At 34.0% G+C, this 22,012-nt stretch carries 26 protein-coding genes; 18 read left to right on the forward strand and 8 right to left on the reverse strand.

Going from position 1 to position 22,012, the window contains the following annotated elements; genetic code table 11:
- Window positions 1-156: 156 nt before the first annotated feature.
- Entirely contained in the window at window positions 157-402 is a 246-nt protein-coding gene (locus tag QQZ16_RS05120; protein ID WP_031534215.1) for a hypothetical protein, read from the forward strand.
- A 208-nt stretch (window positions 403-610) separates the two neighbouring features.
- Here QQZ16_RS05120 and QQZ16_RS05125 read toward each other — a convergent pair whose 3' ends face one another.
- Both QQZ16_RS05125 and QQZ16_RS05130 read right to left on the reverse strand, forming a co-directional pair.
- On the reverse strand, window positions 611-946 hold the full coding sequence (locus QQZ16_RS05125; RefSeq protein WP_251627357.1) for a hypothetical protein: 336 nt from the start codon (window positions 944-946) through the stop codon (window positions 611-613).
- 111 nt (window positions 947-1,057) lie between these two features.
- Window positions 1,058-2,527: an aminotransferase class I/II-fold pyridoxal phosphate-dependent enzyme gene (locus QQZ16_RS05130; protein WP_031534219.1), complete on the reverse strand. Its 1,470-nt coding sequence runs from the start codon at window positions 2,525-2,527 to the stop codon at window positions 1,058-1,060.
- Between the two features lie 380 nt (window positions 2,528-2,907).
- On the opposite strand from QQZ16_RS05130, the gene QQZ16_RS05135 reads away from it, so the two are divergent.
- Window positions 2,908-3,180 carry a UPF0223 family protein gene (locus QQZ16_RS05135; protein ID WP_031534221.1) on the forward strand — a complete coding sequence of 91 codons (273 nt, stop codon included), beginning with the start codon at window positions 2,908-2,910 and terminating at the stop codon, window positions 3,178-3,180.
- Window positions 3,181-3,339: 159 nt separating this feature from the next.
- Here the strand turns inward: QQZ16_RS05135 and QQZ16_RS05140 are convergent, their stop codons facing one another.
- On the reverse strand, window positions 3,340-3,960 hold the full coding sequence (locus tag QQZ16_RS05140; protein ID WP_031534223.1) for a DUF1054 domain-containing protein: 621 nt from the start codon (window positions 3,958-3,960) through the stop codon (window positions 3,340-3,342).
- 260 nt (window positions 3,961-4,220) lie between these two features.
- On the opposite strand from QQZ16_RS05140, the gene QQZ16_RS05145 reads away from it, so the two are divergent.
- Both QQZ16_RS05145 and QQZ16_RS05150 read left to right on the forward strand, forming a co-directional pair.
- Window positions 4,221-4,415 carry a hypothetical protein gene (locus QQZ16_RS05145; RefSeq protein WP_284561175.1) on the forward strand — a complete coding sequence of 65 codons (195 nt, stop codon included), beginning with the start codon at window positions 4,221-4,223 and terminating at the stop codon, window positions 4,413-4,415.
- Window positions 4,416-4,705: 290 nt separating this feature from the next.
- On the forward strand, window positions 4,706-5,506 hold the full coding sequence (locus QQZ16_RS05150) for an inositol monophosphatase family protein (protein WP_031534226.1): 801 nt from the start codon (window positions 4,706-4,708) through the stop codon (window positions 5,504-5,506).
- A gap of 4 nt (window positions 5,507-5,510) precedes the next feature.
- Here the strand turns inward: QQZ16_RS05150 and QQZ16_RS05155 are convergent, their stop codons facing one another.
- A complete protein-coding gene (locus QQZ16_RS05155) occupies window positions 5,511-5,705 on the reverse strand; it encodes a DUF5325 family protein (protein ID WP_031534228.1) in 195 nt (64 codons plus the stop codon).
- 340 nt (window positions 5,706-6,045) lie between these two features.
- Here QQZ16_RS05155 and typA point away from each other — a divergent pair, with 340 nt between their 5' ends.
- Window positions 6,046-7,878 (forward strand): translational GTPase TypA, encoded by a 1,833-nt coding sequence (gene typA, locus QQZ16_RS05160; RefSeq protein WP_031534229.1) that lies wholly within the window; start codon window positions 6,046-6,048, stop codon window positions 7,876-7,878.
- Window positions 7,879-8,272: 394 nt separating this feature from the next.
- Here the strand turns inward: typA and QQZ16_RS05165 are convergent, their stop codons facing one another.
- Both QQZ16_RS05165 and QQZ16_RS05170 read right to left on the reverse strand, forming a co-directional pair.
- Window positions 8,273-8,473, reverse strand: a complete 201-nt coding sequence (locus QQZ16_RS05165) for a YlaI family protein (protein WP_031534230.1) — start codon at window positions 8,471-8,473, stop codon at window positions 8,273-8,275.
- An 81-nt stretch (window positions 8,474-8,554) separates the two neighbouring features.
- Window positions 8,555-9,163: a YhcN/YlaJ family sporulation lipoprotein gene (locus QQZ16_RS05170; protein WP_031534233.1), complete on the reverse strand. Its 609-nt coding sequence runs from the start codon at window positions 9,161-9,163 to the stop codon at window positions 8,555-8,557.
- Window positions 9,164-9,386: 223 nt separating this feature from the next.
- On the opposite strand from QQZ16_RS05170, the gene QQZ16_RS05175 reads away from it, so the two are divergent.
- The gene (locus QQZ16_RS05175) at window positions 9,387-10,715 is read left to right on the forward strand and encodes a PhoH family protein (RefSeq protein ID WP_035415906.1); all 1,329 of its coding nucleotides are present in this window, start codon (window positions 9,387-9,389) and stop codon (window positions 10,713-10,715) included.
- A 62-nt stretch (window positions 10,716-10,777) separates the two neighbouring features.
- On the opposite strand, the gene QQZ16_RS05180 is transcribed toward QQZ16_RS05175, so the two are convergent.
- Window positions 10,778-11,266, reverse strand: a complete 489-nt coding sequence (locus tag QQZ16_RS05180) for a hypothetical protein (protein WP_031534237.1) — start codon at window positions 11,264-11,266, stop codon at window positions 10,778-10,780.
- Window positions 11,267-11,515: 249 nt separating this feature from the next.
- Here QQZ16_RS05180 and QQZ16_RS05185 point away from each other — a divergent pair, with 249 nt between their 5' ends.
- The 12 genes from QQZ16_RS05185 to coaD all read left to right on the forward strand — a co-directional run bounded on the left by QQZ16_RS05185 (window position 11,516) and on the right by coaD (window position 20,440).
- On the forward strand, window positions 11,516-11,797 hold the full coding sequence (locus QQZ16_RS05185) for a YlaN family protein (protein WP_031534239.1): 282 nt from the start codon (window positions 11,516-11,518) through the stop codon (window positions 11,795-11,797).
- A gap of 225 nt (window positions 11,798-12,022) precedes the next feature.
- Complete coding sequence (locus tag QQZ16_RS05190) at window positions 12,023-13,261, forward strand: FtsW/RodA/SpoVE family cell cycle protein (RefSeq protein ID WP_031534241.1); 1,239 nt, start codon at window positions 12,023-12,025, stop codon at window positions 13,259-13,261.
- 410 nt (window positions 13,262-13,671) lie between these two features.
- Window positions 13,672-14,589 carry a heme o synthase gene (gene cyoE / locus QQZ16_RS05195; RefSeq protein WP_031534243.1) on the forward strand — a complete coding sequence of 306 codons (918 nt, stop codon included), beginning with the start codon at window positions 13,672-13,674 and terminating at the stop codon, window positions 14,587-14,589.
- Between the two features lie 123 nt (window positions 14,590-14,712).
- On the forward strand, window positions 14,713-15,180 hold the full coding sequence (locus QQZ16_RS05200; protein WP_235252612.1) for a DUF420 domain-containing protein: 468 nt from the start codon (window positions 14,713-14,715) through the stop codon (window positions 15,178-15,180).
- A 203-nt stretch (window positions 15,181-15,383) separates the two neighbouring features.
- Window positions 15,384-16,442 carry a CAP domain-containing protein gene (locus QQZ16_RS05205; protein WP_235252615.1) on the forward strand — a complete coding sequence of 353 codons (1,059 nt, stop codon included), beginning with the start codon at window positions 15,384-15,386 and terminating at the stop codon, window positions 16,440-16,442.
- Window positions 16,443-16,670: 228 nt separating this feature from the next.
- On the forward strand, window positions 16,671-17,090 hold the full coding sequence (locus QQZ16_RS05210) for a YlbD family protein (RefSeq protein WP_031534249.1): 420 nt from the start codon (window positions 16,671-16,673) through the stop codon (window positions 17,088-17,090).
- A 14-nt stretch (window positions 17,091-17,104) separates the two neighbouring features.
- Window positions 17,105-17,344, forward strand: coding sequence for a YlbE-like family protein (locus QQZ16_RS05215; RefSeq protein ID WP_031534251.1), 240 nt, complete (start codon window positions 17,105-17,107; stop codon window positions 17,342-17,344).
- Between the two features lie 94 nt (window positions 17,345-17,438).
- The gene (locus QQZ16_RS05220) at window positions 17,439-17,867 is read left to right on the forward strand and encodes a hypothetical protein (RefSeq protein WP_235252614.1); all 429 of its coding nucleotides are present in this window, start codon (window positions 17,439-17,441) and stop codon (window positions 17,865-17,867) included.
- Between the two features lie 76 nt (window positions 17,868-17,943).
- A complete protein-coding gene (locus tag QQZ16_RS05225; RefSeq protein WP_031534253.1) occupies window positions 17,944-18,390 on the forward strand; it encodes a YlbF family regulator in 447 nt (148 codons plus the stop codon).
- A 154-nt stretch (window positions 18,391-18,544) separates the two neighbouring features.
- Window positions 18,545-18,820 carry a YlbG family protein gene (locus tag QQZ16_RS05230; RefSeq protein WP_031534255.1) on the forward strand — a complete coding sequence of 92 codons (276 nt, stop codon included), beginning with the start codon at window positions 18,545-18,547 and terminating at the stop codon, window positions 18,818-18,820.
- A 557-nt stretch (window positions 18,821-19,377) separates the two neighbouring features.
- Window positions 19,378-19,944 (forward strand): 16S rRNA (guanine(966)-N(2))-methyltransferase RsmD, encoded by a 567-nt coding sequence (gene rsmD / locus QQZ16_RS05235; RefSeq protein WP_031534257.1) that lies wholly within the window; start codon window positions 19,378-19,380, stop codon window positions 19,942-19,944.
- Between the two features lie 4 nt (window positions 19,945-19,948).
- Complete coding sequence (coaD, locus tag QQZ16_RS05240; protein WP_031534259.1) at window positions 19,949-20,440, forward strand: pantetheine-phosphate adenylyltransferase; 492 nt, start codon at window positions 19,949-19,951, stop codon at window positions 20,438-20,440.
- A 161-nt stretch (window positions 20,441-20,601) separates the two neighbouring features.
- On the opposite strand, the gene ylbJ is transcribed toward coaD, so the two are convergent.
- On the reverse strand, window positions 20,602-21,822 hold the full coding sequence (ylbJ, locus tag QQZ16_RS05245) for a sporulation integral membrane protein YlbJ (protein ID WP_031534261.1): 1,221 nt from the start codon (window positions 21,820-21,822) through the stop codon (window positions 20,602-20,604).
- Between the last annotated feature and the right edge of the window lie 190 nt (window positions 21,823-22,012).

Here is a 22,012-nt window from a genome sequence, read left to right on the forward strand (position 1 = left end):
ATCTATTAATTTTATCCATTTTTCATATAGTCAGCTTTATTCCGTCCAGCCATATTACTGTTTTTTTGAAGAAAATAATTATAAAATAAAACAAAAGATTGATACATATACTAGTATTAATTGTTAGGTTTTAGGAAGGAAGGGTGGTGGTTTTTCTTGAAGATTTATACGGCAATTTTATTTCAACTAATCATTTGGAGTGGCTTTTCGATCATAGAATGGTTATCAAGACATGATTTAATCCTCTATAAAGTGTTTATGTTTGGGGTGTTCTTTTATTTAGCGATTATTATAGGAAATACAATCATAAAATCAACAAGAAAAACGATGTTAGCCACGATGATTAGTTTATCTATTTACGGATCCTTCCATTTAATTATGACGATTATTTCTGTAGTCTAAATATAACATAACATACAATTAAAAAGGATTAGATAAGTGTTTTGCTCTGAATCATTTGGACTTGCTTTTTTGGATAAGAAGAAAGTAGAGAGGCAATCTCTGTTACCATTGCCATTTCCTTATAAACAAAACAGTAATACAATACAAAAAATGCCCTTGGATAATCAAAGGCATTTTATTTAAATAGAATTAAAAACCATGCAACTATTTATTGTCTCCGCTTTGATGGTATTTTTCCAAAATAGCTTTTAAGAACAGTGAAGATCGATAGTATTAATAAGAAAAACATAAGAAAGCTAAACATAAATGAAACGGGATGAAAAATAGTTTTCGTTTGCATGGGAGATTCGAATGAAACTTCTAATGGATAGGCATTCGATGAGGCAGGCAACAGCTTTTGTTGTTCTGCAAATGGGATGGGACCACCAAAACGAAAGGATTGTGTTAATTGCGTCGGTTTTTGTACTATGTAATTTTTAAAGAGAAACGGGGTAGCAAGACTAATTAGTAAACTTATAATCGTCATAATCAAATAATTTTTCAAAAAGAAAACTCCAATCTGTTCTTACCTATAGAAATAAATGTTTAGCATTTTTTATATCCAAATAGAAGACAGGAATACCTTCATTTGGCATTCCTGTTACCTAAAGCACTATTATCTTATCGCGCGATGCTCTTTAATAACGCGAAGCTTTTTGAAATCGTAATCCTCAGGCCCCTGAACAGGTAATCCTGCTTCCATATTTCGTTTTATATAGGCAAGGTTATCTTCTGTAATAATTTCGCCAGGGATGAATATAGGGATTCCTGGAGGGTATACCATAATAAATTCCGCAATGACTCTTCCAACTGAATCATCAAAATTAATTAATTCTGTCTCAGAGTAGAAAGCATCTCTTGGTGTTAGCGCTAGTAGAGGGATGTTTGGCAGCATTACTCGTGCCTCCACTTTAGACGCTTTATCTTTTCTTTCTTCAGCAAGTGCTTTTAGGGCATCAATTAAAATATTGGCCTCTTTTTCTGAATCTCCAGGTGTAATAATGCACAGGATATTATACAAATCTGACATTTCCACTTCTATCCGATAATTTTTACGAAGCCACTCTTCCGTATCATGGCCTGTTATGCCAAGATCCTTCACGGAAATAATTAGTTTAGTCGGATCATAATCAAATGCAGAGTCTGACTCAAGAATCTCTTCTCCAACACAGTATAAGTGTTCAATGTCATTAATTTGTCTTCGAATGTATTGTGCAAGATTTATCGTTTTATCTATTAGTTGTTTTCCCTCTGTTGCAAGTCGCTTTCTCGCAACATCTAATGATGCTAGCAACAGATAGGATGTGCTAGTTGTTGTCAACATACTTAGAATGGACTGGACTCGCTTGTAGCTAATTAGGTCGCCTCTCATATTTAAAATCGAACTTTGTGTCATAGAACCACCAAGTTTATGTACACTTGTTGCTGCGATATCTGCACCTGCTTGCATTGCAGACATGGGCAGAGCCTCGTGAAAGTGAATATGAACTCCATGTGCTTCATCCACTAGAACAGGAATATTGTAGGAATGAGCTAAATCCACAATTGTTTTTAAATCAGCTGAAATGCCAAAATAAGTTGGATTAATAACAAGTAGTCCTTTCGCATCTGGATGAAGGTCTAAAGCATGCTGAACAGACTCAACCGTGATTCCGTGAGAAATACCAAGGTTTTTATCTACTTCTGGGTGGATAAAAATTGGAATAGCTCCCGCAAATATAATCGCAGACATAACAGATTTATGAACATTTCTTGGAACAATAATTTTATCTCCTGGGCCACAAACACTCATGATCATTGTCATGATAGCACCACTTGTGCCTTGAACGGAAAAGAAAGTATGATCTGCTCCAAACGCTTCAGCAGCAAGTTGCTGGGCGTGTTTAATCATCCCTTTTGGATAATGAAGATCATCAAGAGGACCAATATTAATAAGGTCTATCGAAAGGGCGTTTTCTCCGATAAAGTTTCTAAATTCTGGATCCATTCCATTCCCTTTTTTATGCCCAGGTATATGAAATTGTATAGGATCTTTTTTAACATGTTCCAATAATCCGTGGTATAACGGTGTTTCGTGTTGTGACAATTTATTACCACACCTCTTTATTAAGTATTTTTATGCAAACATTAGCGAACTTTATTGAAATTTCTTATGTACGTGCTAGAAATTTATTGTACCTATTTGTCGCCCTTTTGTCTTTAATTTCGTTACTCTTAACAAGTTTTACCCTAATTTCAAATTATAAAAATCATAAAACAAAAGAATTATAGCATTTTTTATTTTCTTTGCATACAATTAGTTTTTACTATAGCAAAAAGAATTATTTTTTTACATGCCTTTTTGGGTGCATAAGCTTATAAAACAAAGGAAAAAGTTAGTATGAAGAAACAAGTTTTACTTTCTTACTTACTTAAATTACAATAGATTTTATCTGAAAAATACTTTAAATAATAGGATGTGGAAAAATGGATTATCAATACCCAATCGATATCGATTGGTCAACAGATGAAATCATTACGGTAGTTAAGTTTTTTGAATGTATTGAGAAAGCCTATGAAAAAGGTGTAGAAAAAGCTGAATTAATGGAACAATATCGTGCATTTAAAAAAATTGTCCCAGGGAAAGCGCAAGAAAAGAATGTCTGTGATGAATTTGAAGAAGTAAGTGGATATTCTACATATCGAACAATCAAAAAGGCGAAAGATGCTACAGAGAATAGCAGAATAAAGATGCCATAGGAAAAGGGTTATACATAAAAAGCATTCTAAGAGCAATCTCGCTAACTGTAAAGTCATGATGCTAATTAGGGTGCTATTTTTTTCCGCATCTATTGAAGGCTAGTAGAGTGATTCTTAATAGACAAAAAAACTTGGTATACCCAAGTTTTTTTGTCCTCTTTAATACTCCATTGATAATTTATAAATTGGAAGTAATGTATCATATGTATGTTCAATTAAGGAGAGTAATGCTTCTCCATTTGAAAGAATCGGATTACCAACTGGGATTTGCTGACCAACTAAAAATTCAGCTTTTTTTACATCGCGGAACCTTGTTAAAGCTGCTTTTAAATCGGCTTCTTCTATTTTTATAGCCTCTTTTTTCATATGATCCATGGAAAGGAAATAATCTTTCGGCAGAGATGACTGTATTAGCTCGTAATTTTCTAAAAAGCCTTGTGCAATTTCTTTCTTTTTTGGAAGTTCGTATATATAAGCTAGCCATATAAAGAGATGGTCATCAAATAAGCCAACTTGGAAATGTGGATGTTGTTTATATCCACGCTTATTATTTGCAATCGCAAGCCATGTATCTTTTGGGGGATTCACGGTCCGTCTTGCGTGCTTGGCAATATGGAGGAACATTTCCATTCCGAGTTTACCTGAAAGTTCATCTGTAAGCTCTGCGCCAATTTCGAGGAATTTCGGCTGAATTCTCTCTTGAATTGCTTCCATTCTTGAATCCAGTCCTTCAATCTTAAATGTATCAAAATCTTTTTGTATAAAACCAGTGAACGACATTATTTCTTATCTCCTTTTGAGTTTATCTCTTATGTTTCCGGGTAAATAGTTTATATATAATCAAGTAAGCTATTTAGTTATTTTCTTGTATATTCATCTTTTGATATGCTTTTCGCCAATATTGTAGCATACATAAATAATATTATGAAGAAATTTGGATTGCACTAGGTTATCGCACAAAAAAGGAGCAAGCTAATTGGTTTTCACATAATATATATGAAATCACAGAAATGCAAGTCGATGAAAGGGGTGTACTGTCAGTGAAACAATTGATGAATTTAGCGAAGAAAATGGAAGTGGAAAAGGAAAAAAGGGCTGTTCTTCGTCTAGAAATGGATTATGAATTGGCTACCTTATTCGATGCAATCAATGAAAAAGATGAAAAACAAAAAAAATTAAGTAAGCAAAAACTAGAAAAAATCAGGCAGGAACTTCTAAGACTTAAAGCATTATAAGGAATATATTAGATAATCATGCAGCTGACTCTATAGGAAGGAAATTTGAATTCCTATAGAGTCAGCTGCATGATTTTGCTTGCTACATTATTTAGGGAATGATAGGAAGGAAACTTGTTTAATGGCAATCGACTTTTTAAATAGTTATTCTATAGCACTGCAATTTATAGAATTTTCTTATTTTATGATACTATAGAGAATAAGATAGCTTCTTTTGAAGTATGTTTAGAGATTATATTAGCTAAAATATAGGAAGTGCTGGAAAAAAGAATGTAAAGAAGGTTGAGAAAATGACAAATTGGCTTGAAATTGATAAGTATGCAAAAGAATGGATAAAAGAAGCGGGGGAAAGGATCATCAAATCTTTTTCATCTGAGCTCATTATTCAAACAAAATCTAATAAAAATGATTTAGTTACGCAAATAGACAAGGGGACGGAAGAGTTTTTGATAAATAAAATAAATGATGTTTTTCCTGCTCATCGAATTTTAGGAGAAGAGGGAGTAAGTGAATCTTTAGAAGATTTAAAGGGGATTGTCTGGATTATTGATCCAATTGATGGAACGATGAATTTTGTCCATATGCAACGGGATTTCGCGATTTCAATCGGTATTTATGAGGATGGAATAGGGAAAATCGGCTTAATTTATGATGTAGTTGCAGATGAACTATACCATGTTCAAAAGGGGAATGGGGTATATATGAACGAAACAAAGCTACTCCCTTTAAAGGACACCGCTGTTGATGAGGCTATTATTGGATTAAATGCAACATGGGTTACGAAAAATAAACGTATAGATCCGAGCATTTTAGAACCACTGGTAAGGGAATCTAGAGGAACGAGATCTTTCGGGTCAGCTTGTTTAGAACTTGCCTATATTGCAGCTGGACGAATGGATGCTTATCTCACTTTAAGATTATCGCCATGGGATTACGCAGCAGGCAAGATAATGGTGGAAGAACTTGGAGGAAAGGTAACAACTTTAAAAAATGAGCCTCTTGATTTATTAACACAACAATCTTTTTTTGCTTCTAAACCTGGATTACATGAGGAAATACTCGAAAAATATTTAAAGGATGGTAACTGGTAAAAGACTAACACTGCTGTTTTTCCAATATTTGTTGCATTTTCTTTTTCTTTTGGGATCGAAGTGACCAAATCCCACACATTAAGAAAAAACAAATGAGTGTGCCAACTAATGTTTTTTCAGCAATACATATACCGATACCAATAAAACTTGAAATTCCATAGATGTTATAGTAAAAAAATGGATATTTATCAAAATTCATGATTATCTTCCTTTATTATGGTATATATTAATCGGAAATAATAGCGTATGATAATGATTAAATGATCCCACAGCGACTAGATGTGGGTTTTTTATCTATTTTCTCCTTCTATAATACAATGGGATGGCTTGGAAAGAACAGAAAAAATGTAAAGAAATTGATAATTATCGGATAAAAAGGTTAGTTTAAAAAATATTTTTCGAAAATAGCGTTTTCATTCAGTGTTTTTTATAAAAGCTTTTAGGTTTCTTCGGAATTATGTGATATAATGACTCAGTTATAATATTATTAAAAAAATAAATTAAATCAAGATAGACATATTTAGGTAGGAGTGAAATTTTTGAAAATTAGAGAAGATATTCGTAACATTGCTATTATTGCTCACGTTGACCACGGTAAAACAACGTTGGTTGACCAGCTGCTAAAACAATCCGGCACATTCCGTACAAACGAGCATGTGGAAGAACGTGCAATGGATTCCAATGATTTAGAAAGAGAACGTGGAATAACAATATTAGCGAAAAATACTGCTATTCAATATAAAGATAAACGTATTAATATCCTAGATACACCAGGACATGCTGATTTTGGTGGAGAAGTAGAACGTATCATGAAAATGGTTGACGGTGTTCTACTTGTTGTTGATGCATATGAAGGTTGTATGCCTCAAACACGTTTCGTATTGAAAAAAGCATTAGAGCAAAACTTAACTCCAATTGTAGTTGTTAACAAAATTGACCGTGACTTTGCTCGTCCTGCTGAAGTAATTGATGAAGTTCTTGACTTATTTATTGAATTAGATGCAACAGAAGAACAATTAGAATTCCCTGTTATCTATGCATCAGCTATTAATGGTACAGCCAGCACAAACCCTGAAAAACAAGATGAAAACATGCAATCATTATATGATTCAATTGTAGAGCATATTCCTGCACCAGTTGATAATCGCGAAGAGCCTTTACAATTCCAAGTAGCTCTTTTAGACTACAACGACTATGTTGGAAGAATTGGTATCGGTCGTGTATTCCGCGGTACGATGAAAGTTGGTCAACAAGTAGCTTTAATGAAATTAGATGGAACTGTTAAACAATTCCGTGTAACAAAAATCTTTGGTTTCTTCGGATTGAAACGTCAAGAAATCGAAGAAGCATACGCTGGAGATTTAATCGCAGTATCAGGAATGGAAGATATTAACGTTGGTGAAACTGTATGTCCTTTTGAACATCAAGATGCACTTCCAGTTTTACGTATCGATGAGCCAACTCTTCAAATGACTTTCTTAGTTAATAACTCTCCATTTGCAGGTAAAGAAGGTAAATATTTAACTTCAAGAAAAATTGAAGAAAGATTACGCGCTCAATTAGAAACAGACGTAAGTTTACGTGTTGAAAATACAGATTCTCCAGATGCATGGACTGTATCAGGACGTGGAGAGCTTCATTTATCTATCTTAATTGAAAATATGCGTCGTGAAGGTTATGAGCTTCAAGTTTCAAAACCAGAAGTTATTGTTAGAACAATCGATGGTGTTCGTTGTGAGCCAATCGAGCGTGTACAAATTGATGTTCCTGAAGAGCATACAGGTTCTGTAATGGAGTCAATTGGTGCTCGTAAAGGTGAAATGTTAGATATGATTAATAATGGTAACGGACAAGTTCGTTTAATCTTTAACGTACCTGCTCGTGGACTAATTGGTTATACAACTGAATTCTTAACATTAACACGCGGATATGGTATCATCAACCATACATTCGATAGCTATCAACCAATGGCATCAGGCCAAGTTGGTGGACGTCGTCAAGGTGTATTAGTAAGTATGGAATCTGGAAAATCATCTACTTATGGGATTATGCAAGTAGAAGACCGCGGAATTATCTTTGTAGAAGCTGGGACTGAAATTTATGAAGGGATGATTGTTGGTGAGCATACACGTGAAAATGACATTACTGTTAATATCACAAAAGTAAAACAAGCAACAAACATCCGTTCAGCAAACAAAGACCAAACAGCAACAATGAAAAAACCAAGAATTATGACACTTGAAGAATCTTTAGAATACTTAAATGAAGATGAGTATTGTGAAGTAACTCCAGAATCCATTCGTTTACGTAAAAAAATCTTAAATAAAGCAGAACGTGAAAGAGCTGGCAAGAAGAAAAAATCTGCTGAATAAATAAAAGAAAAGGAGTCATCTGTTGATGGCTTCTTTTTTGTGTTTAGAGTAGGGCGGAGGTAGGGATTTCGCTGGAAATTGTCATTTAGAGTGAGTAAGGTGGAAAAATAGTGTTTTTATTGGAGATGAAAACCAGATTTCGCAAGTTGAAAGAGAAAAGTGGTGTTCATAACCCCCACTTTTTTCCATTGAGCAAGAAAATCCAAAGTGAAAGGTAACAGAGAATATCTCATACTAGCTACCATGATCTAAAACCAAACGTAATAAAAATAGAAGCATAAATTCGTGTTTCCAACAAATAACCTCTAAATAACGAAGCAGTTAAAAAAGAAGTATGTAAAAAAAAGAAGACCTTAGCTAAAAGATCTTCTTTTTATTGATACTGCTTGTCTACTTACCAATCATCTTCTTGCGTTTTGTTTTGATAAAGAACAAAGTTGCCAGAATCTATTCGTTTCTTTGTATTTTCCGCAATTCGTTCTTCACATTCTTTACACATATACGTATGAATCGGCCGATTTCGTAGTCGTTTTGCCTGAAAGGAATTTTCGTCTATATCTTCAATTTTATCACATATTACACATTTTACTTTCAACAGCTGCACCTCTAATCCTATAAGATCGAAAAAAATAGATTATAGGCACATTATATATAAAATCGTATAGAAAATCGAATTTTAATCTCTTATACGATTATTCGATTGCTCATCTTGGTCATTTTTCAGTTCTTTTTCTTCTTCTTCATTCAATTTTTCATTCGGCTTTTTCATATCCCCATCTGGCTCATTTTTAATCATATCAGCAGGTACTTCAGGGATTAGTCTTCCGCTAATATCGGCCAATTCATTAAAGATACCTTGGATTGGCTTCCCATTTTGTATATCTTCGCCAATTTCTTTTAGTCTTGCATTCATATCAGGATCAGCAATAATGACAGCATTTGCCCCATCAGGATCGTTCTTTAAGCTTTCTGCAACAGAATATTTGATGGAACCGACTTCTGAACGATCTAAGTCAGCGTTAATATCCACACCTACAAGGGCATATTTACCGATGACTACTGCTGTTGCATCATTGACATTTTCGATACTTGTTGCAAGGGAAACGAGTCTTTTGGCAATATCCTGTCCTGTTTTACGGTCAACTTCCTCGATAGTAGAATTTTTTACATTTGTAACATGAGGGGTATCATCTCTATTCTCTGATTGTTGGCTATTTTCTACATTATTGTTATTACATCCAGCAAGCAGAAAAAGGATTGCAATGAACAAATATCCTTTTTTCATAAAAATTACCTCCTTTAATATTGAAGAATAACTTCTAAAAGTGTGCATTTTCACCTGATTTGTTGGTGGAAATGAGCATTTTTATGTTTTTTTATACTTCCTCTCTCTTTATTGTGAGAAATATCTTCTATCTTTATGCGATAAAACATATATTTTACCAAGGTTCTTTCCGTTACACGGATAGTGCAGCAATATATGACGTTTTAGAGCAGGGGGCATCGGTTTGAGTAAAATTTACGTATTGGATACAAATGTCTTGTTACAGGATCCATATTCCATTTTTTCTTTTAGTGACAATGATGTAGTAATTCCAGCAGTAGCATTAGAAGAGGTAGACAGCAAAAAACGGTACATGGATGAAATCGGAAGGAACGCAAGACAAATATCTAGATTGATCGATAATTTAAGAGAAGCAGGAAAGTTGCATGATAAGATTCCTTTGGAAAATGGCGGAACTATAAGAATTGAACTAAATCACCGATCTTTTCATGAGCTTCAAGAAATATTTGTGGAAAAAACGAATGATAACCGAATATTAGCAGTTGCAAAAAATTTATCAATAGAAGAAAGCAAAAAAGAAAATGGACGAACCGTTATTTTAGTAAGTAAAGATACACTAGTCCGTGTTAAAGCAGATGCAATTGGGCTTATGAGTGAGGACTTCTTAAGTGACCGAGTTGTTGAAAATGAAGATTTGTATACCGGTTTTATGGATGTACAAGTAACGATTGATGTATTAAATCGCTTTTATGAGATTGGACAGCTTCCTGTCACGGAAATTGGCAATGGAAGTTATTATCCTAATCAGTTTCTCATCTTAAAGGATGTATTAGGGTCTTCGTCATCTGCGTTAGCAATTGTTGATTCATCAAGAAAATATGTGAAAAAGCTAGTGTTTGATCATGAGCATATTTGGGGAATTCGCCCAAGAAATGTGCAGCAAACAATGGCAATTGAAATGTTATTAAAGAAAGACATGCCGTTAGTTACGCTAATAGGGAAAGCAGGAACAGGAAAAACTTTATTGGCATTAGCATCAGGATTGATGCAAACAGAAGATTTTGGCGATTATAAAAAATTATTAGTTGCAAGACCTATTGTACCAATGGGGAAGGATCTAGGCTTTCTTCCTGGAGAGAAGGAAGAGAAATTAAGGCCATGGATGCAGCCGATTTTCGATAATCTCGAGTATTTGTTTAATACAAAGAAACCTGGTGAATTAGAAGCAATTCTTGCAGGAATGGGCTCAATAGAAGTAGAGGCATTAACGTATATTAGAGGAAGAAGTATCCCTGATCAATTTATTATTATTGATGAAGCACAAAACTTAACAAAGCATGAAGTGAAAACGATTTTAACAAGGGTAGGAGAAGGAAGTAAAATTGTTTTAATGGGAGACCCAGAACAAATCGACCATCCTTATTTAGATGCTTTTAATAATGGATTAAGCTATGTGGTAGAACGTTTTAAAGACCAGCCAATAGCTGGACATGTAAAATTAGTCAAAGGAGAGAGATCGTCTCTAGCACAGTTAGCTGCAGATTTATTATAAACTTTAGCTTTTTTACGCCATCTAGCAATTGCTAGATGGCGTAAATGTGGATGGATGCTCTATTATGTAATTTTAAATGCTTTGACATTTTTGATAGGCGTTTGTTTCTTGGCTTTTGTATTATCAAAAATATATACAGGACCATCTTCTGTAAGCGGTTTTCCTTTTACGCAAAATAATAAGAAAATCGAATCGATTTCTTCTAGTGGAATAGTATATTCTTCTTCATCTGTTGTGATTAACAGATTTTTTGCTACTTCCTTTGGTTCAGTATTTTTTATAAAAGGAGCTAAAGGCATATAAAAGGTACCAGTTAGCATTTCTACTTTTTTATAAGTTTTTGTGGATTGCTCTGGCACTTTAGCACCTTCTGTAATCTCTTGATCCCAGTGCTTGGATGCTTCTTTTGTATATGCTTCTAATTCATCCTTTACTTCGACTGGCGCGAATACTGACTCAGCGGTTTGTTTACGATCATCAAATATCCATACAGTCGGATCAATGGTTATCGGAAAATTTACTAATCCGGTAACTTGAATAATAGTATTCATTAAATTCTCCTCCTTATTCTTTATTCGTTGATTGTATTAAAATTCTGCTAATTAATGAGGACATGATTGATTTATAATTAGCAGTCTAAAAACAATATTAATTTAAGTATAGCTTCTTCTTGTCTTTCTGTCATTTAGAAGGTTAGAAACGAAATTTTAGATTTTTTAAGGGGGATTGTTCTTGCAATTTTCCTAGGTTGAGTTTAAACTTTATAGATAGGATAATCGCTCGGAAACGGGGGGATAGGATTGACTTCTGAAATGATTATTAATCATAAAGAAAAAGCAAATGAGCTATTGAAAGCTGATGCTGAGAAGATATTAAAACTAATTAAAGTTCAGATGGATAATTTAACAATGCCTCAATGTCCTCTATATGAAGAGGTATTGGATACGCAAATGTATGGATTGTCTAAAGAGATAGATTTTGCTATTCGATTAGGATTAGTAGAAGAGCATGTTGGCAAGAAGATTTTAGATGAGTTGGAAAAAGAATTATCGAATTTGCATGAAGCTTCTATAAGAAAATAAAAAGTAAACTCAAACAAAAGCATTCATTGTTTGAGTTTTTTTAGTGGTTAGGTGTATTATTCTAAAATAAGGGAAGTACATACGAAATAGGATTAGTTAAAAATATATATAAGTTTACGCCCGATATTTTAAGAGAATGAATAGAAGTTTTATCCTTTTCAGCAGGAAATAGATAAGAGACAACGAATACTCTAAATGAGGAGAATGAATAAGGGATGCGGTTGAATGATAAAGAAGATATTAAAATCGTATGATTACACAATTATTATAGCGATGGTGCTGTTAATTTTATTTGGCTTAATTATGATTTATAGTGCGAGCATGGTTTCAGCAGTCCAATATTATGGACATGATAGTAGTGATTTTTATTATAAGAAGCAGATTATGAATATTATAGTAGCGGGTGCTGCATTCATTGTTGTCGCACTTTTTCCATACAAGGCCCTACTAAGCAATAGAATATTAGTACCAATGGTGTTTGGGTCTATTTTTTTCTTAGGTGGAATATTTTTGTTTGGTAGTGTTTACGGAAATGCGCAAAGTTGGTATAAAATTGGAACCTCAAGTCTTCAGCCGGCAGAGTTTGTTAAACTATCTGTAATCATTTATTTATCGGCTATCTATTCAAAAAAGCAGTCTTATATTAATGAATTCAATAGGGGTGTTGTCCCACCACTAGCCTATTTAGTTATTGTTTGTGCTTTAGTTATGGTTCAACCAGATTTTGGGACAGCGGTTATTATTCTGATGATTGGTGCAACAATTATTCTCTGTTCAGGAATGAATTGGAAGAATTTATCGAAGCTGATGCTTATTGGATTAGGATTTATACTCCTATTGCTACTTTGTATGCAGCTGGCTGGTAAAAGTGTGTTTACGGAAAAGCAAATGGCGAGAATATTTGTGTTTATGGATTCCCCTTTTGGCGAAGATGTTGTGCAAGATTCTGGTTATCATATGAGTAATTCACTTATTGCGATTGGCTCTGGTGGTCTTAAAGGAGTTGGCTTGGGACAAGGAGTACAAAAGCTTGGCTATTTAACAGATGGTCACACCGATTTTATTATGGCTGTAATAGCGGAGGAACTAGGTATCTTTGGTGTAGGCTTTGTAGTATTAGGTCTTGGCTATATTGTTTTACGGGGCATTTATACGGGATTAAAGTGCAAAGATCCTTTTGGAAGCTTACTAGCGATAGGGATTTCGAGTATGGTTGGGATTCAAGCGTTTATTAATATTGCCGGGATTTCTGGATTAATCCCATTAACCGGTGTGCCAGTACCTTTTGTAAGTTATGGTGGATCGTCCCTTTTACAATTATCTATTGGAATGGGGATTTTAGTGAATGTTTCGATGTTTGTAAAATATGAGAGGGTTTATAAGCCAAAAGTTGAAGATGTTGCTGATATTCCACAGGCGAATCAACCTACTTCCCCATTTGTTCGAACAAACAGACCTTTATAGCAAAGGGCTTCCTAGTAACAAACTTTACGAAAAATGCCTAATTAATAGATTCATAAAAGATAGCACAGATAGTTGGTGCTATCTTTTTTATATTTTAAAATCTGAACATTGATATTTAAAAGGTTAATTAATTTGCTTCCTTGTAAAAAAAAGCTATAATAAAAAGAGTGTCTTTTATTCCTAAAACGCTTTCGAAGTGTTTATCTAAAATGGACAAATTTTCCAATAATGTGAAAACTGAAGTTTTTTCAAAAAAAAGAGAGAAATCTCTGTGAAAATATGTTTTAATAGCAAAAGAGTCTTTTTTAACATTACTATGTTGTTAAATGTGAATAATGACACAAATGGAAATGAACGGTTATTTAAATAGTATTTTCTTTACTATGTAATAGAAGGGGGAGACATAATCAATGGCTAATTTTCGTGCATATTCAAATGCCAAATTGACGGATAAGCAAGCCGAAACAAGTGCCTGGAAGGACTTTCTTGCATTAATTAAAATAGGAATTGTGAATTCAAACTTAATTACGGTATTTACAGGTATCTGGCTTGCAATTGTCTTTACAGATGCAAAGTTTTTAGAGCACATTGATATCATTTTATATACTTTGATTGGCTCAGGACTAATTATTGCTGGGTCGTGTGTGTTAAATAATTTTATTGATCGTGATATTGATCCATTAATGGAAAGAACAAAGGCAAGACCGACTGTAACAGGAAAAGCAAAGCCTTCAAATGTTGCAGTCCTAGGTTTTGGATTTCTTTTAATAGGTACTTTGTTTTTATTGCTAACAACTATCACTGCTACAGTTATTGCTTTAGTTGGAGCATTTAGCTATGTTGTGATTTATACAATGTGGTCTAAGCGGAGATTGGTATCAAATACTGTTATCGGGAGTTTTTCAGGAGCAGTGCCTCCACTAATTGGATGGGCCGCAATTGATCCTGGACTTGATGTTATTGCTTGGAGCCTATTTTTAATTATGTTTGTTTGGCAGCCACCGCATTTTTATTCTTTAGCGATTAGAAGAGTAGAAGAGTATCGAGCAGCAGGAATTCCGATGTTACCTGTTGTAAAAGGATTTGAAGTAACAAAGAAACATACGTATATATGGATTGTTGCATTATTTCCACTACCATTTTTGTTATATCAAATTGGTATCCCATTTTTAGTTTTAGCAACGTTACTAAATATTGGCTGGGTTATTACAGGAATTCGAGCAAGTAAAAAGCAAGATGAATATAAATGGGCTACAGCAATGTTCATCTATTCCATTCAATATTTAACAATACTATTTGTATCAATGGTGGTATTTACATTATTCTAAAGAAAAATCGCTTTTTTAGGGGAAAAACGAGCTTCGAGAATAATGACTTGTTTTAATAGAAATAAGGGAATTTGGGGAGTTAGTTAAACAAAGAGGTAAATACTATATGGAGTGGGTAGTTTAATGGAATTTACATTACCGATTTTGCCGACAATAAGTACTACATTTATCGTTTTGAGTGGCATTTTTGTAGCTATTGGCTGGGGGTTAATCAAGAAAAGAAAAAGAAAAGAACATCAGATGGTAATGCTTTTTGCAGCTATTTTTGCCGTAATCTTTTTTGTTATCTATGCATCAAGAACGGTTTTTATTGGCAATACTTCTTTTGGGGGACCAGATGATATTAAGATTTATTATACAATCTTCTTAATATTTCATATTACACTAGCTACAATCGGGGCGGTGTTAGGAATTATTATGTTGTATACAGGCTATAAAAAACAATATGCGAAACATCGTAAATTAGGTCCAATGACAAGCATTATCTGGTTTATTACCGCTATTACAGGAACAGCCGTCTATTTACTTCTCTATGTTTTCTATCATGGTGGAGAAACAACGTCTGTTATAAAGGCAATATTAGGATTTTAATAAATGCTTCGAGAGAATAGAAGCATTCAGACTGAAGACAAATTCCTTGGAATAAAAGGACTTTGTTTTCAGTTTTTTTATTATTTTGTGGACTAAAAATGGAAAAACTACTTATTCTATTAAAATTATTTAAATTAAGTTATACTATTTAGTAAGAAGTCAACATATATTGATAGAAACAATGCTAGAGAGGGGGGAATCCTCTGAAAATCTTATTAAGAACTGTCGTAATTATTGCAGTATTATCAGCAATTGGATTCTATTTTAGTATAACAGATGATAAGGAACAGCCAGACGTACTAGTTGAAAATGGAGATAACCCTACAAAAGTGGAGGATAATCTCAATGAAGCAGCTGAGAATTCGCAAATTCTACCAGTTCCTAAAGAAGGATTAGGGAGCTTGATTGGTAAAAGTGTCAATGAACTAAAAGAGAAATATGGTGAACCAACTAGAATCGATCCGTCAGCCTATGAATACGATTGGTGGATTTATAATAAGAATGTATCTGAGTATTTTCAGGTGGGAATTCTAAATGACAAAGTGGTGACTGTCTATGCAATTGGTAGTGCTGTGAATATTAATCCTTATAAAATCGGACAAGAAGTTGGGGATATATATACGATGACACCAATTGAAACAAATATTAGCTTTAATTATGAAAATTCTTCTTACCGATTCGAATTATCGGAGGATGAAATAAATAACCGTCCATTAATTCAGATAGGTGATTATTATGCACAGCTATACTTTGATAAATTTAATGGAACTTTATCAAGTGTTCGTTACATGGATGCACGAACATTACTTCATTTAAGGCCTTATGAATTAGTTTATCGAGGAGAACTATTAGATACAGATAATAATGTGGAATATAGTGAAGAAATTCAAGAAGGCAATGAAAAACAAATATTAGATATGACAAATGTGTTAAGAGAAAGATTTAAATTAAATAAAGTAGAATGGGATCAACCTACTGCTGAAGTCGCATTAGGCCATAGTAAAGATATGTTTGAAACCGAGGATTTCTCCCATACATCAGAGAAGTATGGAGATCTAGAGGACCGTTTAAAGGCAGGAGACGTATTTTATCAAGTTGCTGGAGAGAATATTGCAGCAGGCTATGCGGATGCCCCTGCAGTAATCGAAGGCTGGTTAAATAGTAAAGGACATCGTGAGTGTTTATTGAATGAGAAATTTACTCATCTTGGAGTAGGCGTATTTGATAAATACTATACACAGAATTTTATTGAAAAATGGTGAAATAATAGTATGAAAGAAGCTGACAACCACAATCATTTGATTGGTTGTCAGCTTTTTTGGTTTGGTTTTTTCTAAAAGATTATTGCTTTTTCAATAGGAAAAATAAATAAATTAGGCCACGGGTTTATAGCAATAAAATTTAAAGGATGACACAGAGGATTTGCACGTTTTCTAAAGTGCATCATAAAGTAATATAGGCAGATGTATCAAATTAGAGGTGAAATAATGATGGCTAATAAAGAACTTCATCCTTCTGTAGAAGAATTTAAAGCATTTGTGAAAGCAAATCCCAAAATATTAAAAGAAGCGAGAAGTGGCAAGGTGACATTACAAGAATTATATGAAGATTGGTATTTATTAGGTTCTGATGATGCAAGATGGGACGGATTACGAGAAGGTGCTTCTGAATCTTCTAGCAAAAAGGAAGAAGAGACAGAAGCAAATCGAACTGTCTGGATGTCTAATATTGTTGATACACTAAAAAAGATGGATCAAAATCAAATACAGGGATACTTAGCAAACTTAAATCAAGCTTTAGGAACGATTCAAGGTGTCATTTCACAATTTGCTCCTAATAGTGGTTCTAGTGGATCATCTGCGCCAAAAGAACAAAAACCTTCTGGGCCGTTTTCTTTTAGAAAAGATTAAGTAGGAGGATGGATATGAGACAAAGCATTAAAGAATATATTGCGCAGAATCCAGAATTACAACAATTTATAAGAGAACAGCCGCAATGGTATAGACAATTAAGCAGAAATCCAAATCAGTTGGAAACCTTTGAGATAGCATCTCTTCATTATTATAAGAAAACCATTCCAGATCACGTACAAAAATTTTCAAATGGTGTTCAAATGGCATCCATGATGGTTAGTATGTTTCAAGCAATGAATGCCGAATCATAACTTTTTAAGATAAACATTATTTAGAGTAAAAAAAGCATGAATGGTAATACTAACCGAAATGAAAATTCATTAAAAATTACCAGGAGTGTTTACTTTGAAAAAAATCCGAATGATTTGTATTCCTGCTTTTCTCCTTTTAACCGGATGTGGTGATGATGTTCCAGATCCAGAAGTAAAGACAAATAAAGAAGCTGCAACTTATTCTGCCATACCTACGGCTGCAGATGTACAAGCCTCTTTCTCCCCTACAGCAAAAGAGGAATTTGATGTGCGTCATATTGTTAAAGGAAATAAAGTATTTGTGGAATGTAAAGTGAGAGACTATTCTTTTAGAGAAGATAGCAATGGGAAATTAGGAAAAATCGTTTTGGAGATAAATGGGGAGAAGAAGGAATATTCTTCTGCTGCATTTGTGATTGAAGGATTAAAAACAGGAAAACATACAATGACCTTATCTGTTATGGATGTTGCCAGCAAAACAACAAAGTTTAAAAAGTCATTTCAAGTAATGATTAAAGAGTAGGGAAGAAAAAGGAAGTCACAAGCCTTTTCTTTCTTCTGTCTTTCATGTAGAATAAGAATTGGAGGTGAGCGAATACGTGCTTGCGACAACTGAAATACTTCTTATTCAAGAGGAAGCAGAAGACATTGCAGAAATGATATTAAACTCAGATGTTGCAGAACAATACCGTATTTGTTTGGCCAATTTACAATCAAATAAGGAAACACAGCAAAAAATTCATTCTTTTAACCAAATGAAAGAGCTTTATGAAGAGGTTCAGCGTTTTGGAAAATACCATCCTGAATATAAAAAAGTCATGATGGAAATTAGACAGCTAAAACGCGATATGGATGTAGATGATAATGTGGCAGCATTTAAAGTAGCGGAGAATGGTTTGCAAAAGCTTCTAGATGATGTCAGTGTTATTATCGGACGTTCTGTTTCTACTTTTATTAAAGTACCAACAGGAAATCCATTTTTTGATGAACTTTCTGGTTGCGCCGGTGGTTGTGGAAGTGGTGGAAGCTGTAGTTGTTCTGCATAATATACGAAGAGGCAATGATCAAATCTAGGATCATTGCTTTTTTATTTTGACGTTTCTTATGGCTTACTAGCGTTCGTAAAAGCAGATTCCGACTTTTCTATTTTGGTTGCCTATGCTATTATGATAAATAATGGTATTTTAAAGGGGTTAAATTATGCTAGGGCAACGACAGGGAATCATTGTTTGGCTATTTTCACTAAAGCAAGCAAAAATGTTAAGAAGATATGGAAATGTTCATTTTATTTCCAAAAGATTAAAATATGTTGTGCTCTACACGAATCAAAGTGATGTGGATGGCATAATGGAAAAAATTAATGCTCATTCTTTCGTTAAAAAGGTAGAGCCTTCCTATAAGCCATTTTTAAAAGTGGAATTTGAAAATTCGCGACCAGATAAAGCGAAAGAATATGATTATAAAATGGGGATTTAAGAAAATTGTTCTTTATTGGAATGTTCATTCTAAGGACAATCCCTTATAAGTAGTTGAAGAAAAACAAAAGCAGTATTTTATGTAAAGGAAAGGTGGAATCCGCCATGCCCTTCATTGAATACTGTTTTTTCTATGAAAAAGACAAAAAAAGCCTGCAAGCATATGCCTGCAGGGTCCTTCTACGTTCTTATTATTCATAAGAACAGAAGGTAAAGGGAGAGGAGAAACCGGAGGAAGAACTTATGGGGAAACGTAAGTCTTCTCCGCGGTTGGCAACAACATCCTCGAATAGATGCTGTTACTTACATTATCCCCATACGGTGACCACTTATACATAAAAACAAATTATTTTTTAGAGGCAACAAAATTTATTAGGTTTAATCTATACCATATAAAGAGGATGCAATGGTAATAATATTCCGATTTGATTATCTTTTTACGAATAAAAATTGACAGATAAAAGGAATAAATCGTTAAAATGTTGGCTCTCTAATAGGTTTATGGTAGGATAGGGAAGGTAAAATAACTTTAAGTAAAATAGGGTTGTGGTGATTGAAATGAGAGTTGTCTCCGGTAAGAATAAGGGGATTCCATTAAAGGCTGTTCCTGGTAACTCGACTAGACCAACTACAGATAAAGTGAAAGAGGCTATTTTTAATATGATAGGTCCTTACTTTCAAGGAGGAGAAGGCCTTGATTTATTTGCTGGAAGCGGCGGACTTGGCATTGAAGCTTTAAGTAGAGGGTTAGATCTTGTTATTTTTGTAGATAAAGAAGGAAAAGCAATACATACGATTAAAGAAAATCTTTCTACATGTAAATTGGACAGCCAAGCCGAAATATTTCGCAATGATGCGAATCGTGCTTTAAAAGCATTGCAAAAAAGAGAAAAAAGCTTTGATTATATTTTCCTAGACCCGCCATATAAAAAGCAACAATTAGAAAATATGTTAACATTTATTGATGAAGCAGGTCTGTTAAAGGATGAAGGAGTCATTGTATGTGAGCATGGTTCGGATATTTCTTTACCTGTGGCAGTAAATAGACTTCAACAAGTGAGACATGAAAAATATGGAATAATTGGAGTTTCTATTTATTCCTTACAAAATGGTACGGAGGACTAAAAAGATGGCTAGTGTAGCAGTTTGCCCAGGTAGTTTTGATCCGATTACTTATGGTCATATTGATATAATTAAAAGGGCTGCTAAAGTATTCGATCATGTATACATATGTGTATTAAATAATTCTGCCAAAAAACCTTTTTTTTCGGTGGATGAAAGATTGGAGCTAATAAGAGAGGTAACGAAGGATATTCAGAATATCTCTGTATCATCTTATGAAGGGCTTCTAATTGATTATGCAAAAAGCGTAAATGCAAATGCAATTATTAGAGGATTACGAGCAGTATCAGACTTTGAATATGAAATGCAGATTACGTCGATGAACCGTGTACTATCAGACGATATCGAGACATTTTTTATCATGACAAATAACCAATACTCTTTCCTAAGCTCTAGCATAGTGAAAGAAGTAAGCAAATATGATGGTGACATTTCAGAGCTTGTTCCTAAGATTGTGAATGATGCATTAAGAGCAAAATTTCATTATGATGGAAAATAAGTTTTTCAAAAAGTGGAATTCTTTTTATAGCAAGCAAAAAAAGGACATCTTGCCAAAATAGTGGCAAGATGTCTTATTTATAATTAAGGAAGTTTTTGTTTGAATTTATCTCTAGGCACCCAGTGAACGATGTGAGTCTTGAAGTTTTCCTCCAGATTGTCTTATAATTCTCCTCTTGGTCTTAATCTTTTTACTAAAATAAAACAATAGATTGTTAAGGAAATAATTGTTACAATTGGCCCCCATGTACTTATATTTTCAAATATTTGCTGAAAGAAGACTTCTTCCCTATTTATCCCTGGGATTGCAATTGTTGGTGTATCTTTTGACAAGAATGTCTTGTAAAAGAAGTCCCATGCGATAAAAGTGTAGATGCCAGAAAAGATTGCTTGCATAATTCTCGCTAAGAAAAAAGGCTTAAAGCGAATATCTGTCTGAGCGAGAATACTTGCTACTTGCGCTTGTACACTTAATCCGCTAAATCCAAGGATACAGCTCGTTAAAATGGCTTGGTGCATAAGGGTAGATGTTTCCACATCACTCGTTAATTTACTTCCTAATGTAATTTCAAATATGCCGGCGATAAAGGGTATCGTTAAGTCACCTGAAAAAGTAAACAGCTGGAATAAAGATTCTAATAATTTTGCAAAAAAGGAAGTAATATGTAAGTGAAATAATAAACGATTAATAACGGAAAAGAGAATGATAAAGCCACCAACCATTAATAAAGATTGAATCGAGGAGGTTACCGCATCTCCCATTAGTTTTCCAAGTGGGCGCTTGTCTTTTAGACGAGTATGATGCAGTTCTCGCAGCGCCCTTTTTAAGGAGGCTTTTTCTTTTGGCTCTTTTGTTGTCTTTTCTGTATCTTTTCCGTGAAATCTCATAAATAGTCCAACGGTAAAATTGGCTAAGTAATGTGAGAAAGCAAGCAGGAGACCAAGTTTAGGACTATGAAAAAAAGAGGCAGAAACAGCGCCGATGATAAACATTGGATTAGAAGCGTTAGAGAAAGAAACAAGCCTTTCCGCTTCCGTTCTAGTTAATTGTTTTTCCTCACGCATTCGTGCTGTTAATTTTGCTCCAGTTGGAAAGCCGGATACCATCCCCATGGCCCAAACGAATCCGCCTACTCCTGGAACTTTAAAGAGCGGTCGCATAATGGGCTCTAATAAAACACCAATAAAACGAACGACACCAAAACCTATTAAAATTTCAGATAAGATAAGGAAAGGAAGAAGTGAAGGAAAAACAATCGTCCACCAAGTATTCAGTCCATTTTTTGACGCGTCAACTGCTACCCCAGGAAAAGAAATCAGGGCAAGAGCTAATAGAGACGCGGATAATGCAAGTGCGACTGTCTTAAATTTTGAGCGTAACAAATTATATTGCTCCCCCTTCAAATAATAATAGTAGGTTTTTATTCTCATCTATGTAAGGAAGGCTGGTTTAAAACCTTAACGTGTAGAAGCAATACTTGTACACAATTAGCCTAAAGAATATCCCTCTACCAATCAATATACTCATAACCTGAAAAAAAAGACCATAAGATTAAGGTAGATTGAATTTAGA

Origin of the sequence: Bacillus sp. T2.9-1, from assembly GCF_950097965.1 — a bacterium.
Taxonomy (GTDB): domain Bacteria; phylum Bacillota; class Bacilli; order Bacillales; family Cytobacillaceae; genus Niallia; species Niallia hominis.

What these genes read in the sequence shown, in the direction of transcription:
- QQZ16_RS05135 (WP_031534221.1), top strand. Translation starts at nt 2,908, where the DNA reads ATGGATTATCAATACCCAATCGATATCGATTGGTCAACAGATGAAATC.
- QQZ16_RS05140 (WP_031534223.1), bottom strand. Translation starts at nt 3,960, where the DNA reads ATGTCGTTCACTGGTTTTATACAAAAAGATTTTGATACATTTAAGATT.
- QQZ16_RS05150 (WP_031534226.1), top strand. Translation starts at nt 4,706, where the DNA reads ATGACAAATTGGCTTGAAATTGATAAGTATGCAAAAGAATGGATAAAA.
- QQZ16_RS05155 (WP_031534228.1), bottom strand. Translation starts at nt 5,705, where the DNA reads ATGAATTTTGATAAATATCCATTTTTTTACTATAACATCTATGGAATT.
- QQZ16_RS05170 (WP_031534233.1), bottom strand. Translation starts at nt 9,163, where the DNA reads ATGAAAAAAGGATATTTGTTCATTGCAATCCTTTTTCTGCTTGCTGGA.
- QQZ16_RS05180 (WP_031534237.1), bottom strand. Translation starts at nt 11,266, where the DNA reads ATGAATACTATTATTCAAGTTACCGGATTAGTAAATTTTCCGATAACC.
- QQZ16_RS05190 (WP_031534241.1), top strand. Translation starts at nt 12,023, where the DNA reads ATGATAAAGAAGATATTAAAATCGTATGATTACACAATTATTATAGCG.
- cyoE (WP_031534243.1), top strand. Translation starts at nt 13,672, where the DNA reads ATGGCTAATTTTCGTGCATATTCAAATGCCAAATTGACGGATAAGCAA.
- QQZ16_RS05200 (WP_235252612.1), top strand. Translation starts at nt 14,713, where the DNA reads ATGGAATTTACATTACCGATTTTGCCGACAATAAGTACTACATTTATC.
- QQZ16_RS05210 (WP_031534249.1), top strand. Translation starts at nt 16,671, where the DNA reads ATGGCTAATAAAGAACTTCATCCTTCTGTAGAAGAATTTAAAGCATTT.
- QQZ16_RS05215 (WP_031534251.1), top strand. Translation starts at nt 17,105, where the DNA reads ATGAGACAAAGCATTAAAGAATATATTGCGCAGAATCCAGAATTACAA.
- QQZ16_RS05230 (WP_031534255.1), top strand. Translation starts at nt 18,545, where the DNA reads ATGCTAGGGCAACGACAGGGAATCATTGTTTGGCTATTTTCACTAAAG.
- rsmD (WP_031534257.1), top strand. Translation starts at nt 19,378, where the DNA reads ATGAGAGTTGTCTCCGGTAAGAATAAGGGGATTCCATTAAAGGCTGTT.
- coaD (WP_031534259.1), top strand. Translation starts at nt 19,949, where the DNA reads ATGGCTAGTGTAGCAGTTTGCCCAGGTAGTTTTGATCCGATTACTTAT.